The organism is Polaromonas sp. CF318, assembly GCF_000282655.1.
Classification (GTDB): Bacteria; Pseudomonadota; Gammaproteobacteria; order Burkholderiales; family Burkholderiaceae_C; genus Polaromonas.
The window spans coordinates 1-2930 of the sequence record NZ_AKIV01000080.1 but is presented as its reverse complement, the minus strand read 5'-3'; the positions used below and the strand labels follow the sequence as shown (position 1 = coordinate 2930).

The window sequence follows — 2930 nt, the reverse complement described above, 5'->3', positions numbered from 1 at the left end:
CACCGACCCATTCAAAATGTGGGACCTCTCCCAACCAGCAGGGGCCGCGGGACTGGCTTTGCCAGACCGCAGGCGCCGCCCCCGGAGGGGGGAGCAGGCTACACGCAGTGAGTCTGAACGGGGGTGGGCCTATCCTGGCTGGTCTAATAGGAGCTTGGCCGTCCATTCCGGACGGTATTCATGAGTTCCATGCAAGACAACCCGACCCAAGTCCCCCTCTGGCGCCAGCTGCAAGGGGCTGCCTCCCTGCTGATGGCCGTGCGCGACGGCCAGTCCATGACCGCCGCGCTCGAAGACGTGGACGCCGCGCTGCGGCCCGGCGTGCAGTCGCTGGGCTTTCATACGCTGCGCTGGCTGGGCCGCGCCGAGGCCCTGCGCCAGCAGCTGGCCCGCCGCCCGCCGCCGCCCGAGGCCGACGCCTTGCTGTGCGTGGCCCTGGCCTTGATCTGGACGGAGGAGGGCGCGCCTTACACCTCCCATACCCTGGTTGACCAGGCCGTGGAAGCCGCCAAGCGCGGCGATGCCACCCAACACCAGGCCAGCTTCATCAACGGCTGCCTGCGCCGTTTCCTGCGCGAGCGCGAGGAGCTGGTGGCACGCACTGAAAAAAGTCCGCAAGCCGTCTGGAACCACCCGCAGTGGTGGATAGACCGGGTGCGCAAGGACCATCCCGGGCAGTGGCAGGCCATGCTGCAGGCCAACAACAGCCGCGCGCCGCTGATCCTGCGTGTCAATGAGCGCAAAACGACGCAAGCCGGCTACCTGCAGGCCCTGGCGTCCGCCCAGATTGAGGCCTCCCCGGTCGGCAAGTACGGCGTGATCCTGGCCGCCGCCCGCCCCGTGACCAGCCTGCCCGGCTTTGCCGAAGGGCATTTTTCGGTGCAGGATGCCGCAGCCCAGCTGGCCGCCCCCTTGCTGCTGGAGGGGCTGGCCGGCCCGGAGCGGAGCGACGCCCGCCCCAACATCCTCGACGCCTGCGCTGCCCCGGGCGGCAAAACCGCCCACCTGCTGGAACTGGCGGACTGCGAAGTGACGGCACTGGACATTGACCCCCGCCGCTGTGAGCGCGTGGGGCAAAACCTGCTGCGCCTGGGCCTGCAGGCCGAAGTCCGCGTGGGCGACGCCGGCCGGCCGGACGGCTGGTGGGACGGCCGGCTTTACGACGGCATCCTGCTGGACGCCCCCTGCACCGCGTCCGGCATCGTGCGGCGCCACCCCGATGTGCGCTGGCTGCGCCGCCCCACCGATATTGCCCAGCTGGCCGCCATCCAGGCAAAGCTGCTCCAGACGCTCTGGCCCCTGCTCAAACCCGGCGGTCGCCTGTTGTACTGCACCTGCTCGGTTTTTCGCGCGGAAGGTGAGGAGCAGATACAAACGTTTCTTACGCACCACACCGACGCCCTATTAAGGCCCTCGCCGGGGCATTTGCTCCCGCAAAGTGGCGTGGAAGCGACGGTCTTCCCGGACAATTTGATGCGTGAGCACGACGGTTTTTATTACGCACTCCTTGAAAAAAGCAGCCGCTGACGACTGCCGGCGCCTGGGGCATGCCGCTGCGCGCTGGCTGCTCGGTGCCTGCCTCTGCCTTTTGCTGGCCTGGGCGAGCGCGCCGGCCTCGGCCACCGAGATCACGCAGCTGCGCGTGGAGCGCGGGGAAGACGGCGTGCACCTGTCCGCCCTGGTCCGCTTCGACCTTCCGCCAGTGGTGGAAGACGCCCTGCTCAAGGGCATCCCGCTGTTTTTTGTGGCCGAAGCCGACATCTACCGCGACCGCTGGTACTGGACCGACCCGCGGGTGGCCAGCACCGCCCGCACCATACGCCTGGCCTACCAGCCGCTGACCCGCCGCTGGCGCGTCAACATCGCGTCCGGGCTGATCACCAGCTCTTCCGGCCTGCGGGCAACCTTGAACCAGAATTACGAAACCCTGCCCGAGGCCCTGTCGGCCATCCAGCGCGTGGCCCGATGGAGGATTGCGGATGCCGGCGACGTGGACCCGGATGCCTCGTACAAGCTGGACTTCAGCTTCAGGCTGGATTTATCCCAGCTGCCGCGGCCCTTCCAGATCGGCGTGGCCGGCCAGCGGGACTGGAATATTTCAGCGCAGGTCAAGGACCGGCTCAGGCTGGAGCCCGCCGCGCCCCAGGCCGTCCCCGCGGCCCCAGGAACCGAGGCCACCAAGTGAACCTGCAGGTCAGCGGCGGCTCCCTCAAGAGCAGCAAGGCGTTTCGCTGGACGGTCGGCGTCGGCATAGGCACCATCGTGGCGCTGGGCCTGGTGCTGATGTTTTTGCTGACGCAGGCCACCGGCAACCGCGAACTCTACGAACGCAATTACGCGCTGCTGCTGGTGCTCAACATCGCGGTGGCCGGCTTGCTGCTGTTGGTCATCGGCTGGATCGTCGTGCGCCTGTTGCTGCGGCTGCGCCGCGGCCGCTTCGGCAGCCGCCTGCTGGTCAAGCTCGCGGCCATCTTCGCGCTGGTCGGCCTGGTGCCGGGCCTGATGATTTACGTGGTGTCCTACCAGTTCGTCTCGCGCTCCATCGAAAGCTGGTTCGACGTGGAGGTCGAGGGCGCCCTGGCCGCCGGCCTGAACCTGGGCCGCGCCACGCTGGACACGCTGGCGGCCGACCTCGGCAACAAGACGCGGCAGGCCGCCACGCAGATCGCCGAAACGCCCGACGCCATGGCGGGCCTGGCACTGGAGCGCCTGCGTGACCAGTTGCAGGCCAGCGACGTGGTGCTCTGGAGCCCCTCGGGCCAGGTCATCGCCAGCGCCGGCGATTCGCGCTTCCTGCTCAAACCCGAGCGTCCCTCGGTGCAGCAGCTGCGCAGCGCGCGCACGCAGCGCGTCGTCACGCAGATCGAGGGCCTGGACGAGGTGGTGTCCGCCGGCAATGGGGAGCTGACGGCGGGCGCCAGCGGCCCGCC

2 protein-coding genes and 1 pseudogene are annotated in these 2930 nt (G+C 68.8%); all 3 read left to right on the top strand.

Annotated features, from left to right (window positions below; genetic code table 11):
• Window positions 1-180 precede the first annotated feature (180 nt).
• Entirely contained in the window at window positions 181-1527 is a 1347-nt protein-coding gene (gene rsmB, locus PMI15_RS15735) for a 16S rRNA (cytosine(967)-C(5))-methyltransferase RsmB (RefSeq protein WP_007871037.1), read from the top strand.
• Window positions 1508-2185 carry a DUF4390 domain-containing protein gene (locus tag PMI15_RS15730; protein ID WP_238541137.1) on the top strand — a complete coding sequence of 226 codons (678 nt, stop codon included), beginning with the start codon at window positions 1508-1510 and terminating at the stop codon, window positions 2183-2185. The genes rsmB and PMI15_RS15730 overlap by 20 nt, the downstream gene beginning before the upstream one ends.
• Window positions 2182-2930 (top strand): annotated as a pseudogene (locus PMI15_RS15725) (PAS domain-containing sensor histidine kinase); the annotation flags it as partial. The gene PMI15_RS15730 and the pseudogene PMI15_RS15725, both read left to right, overlap by 4 nt.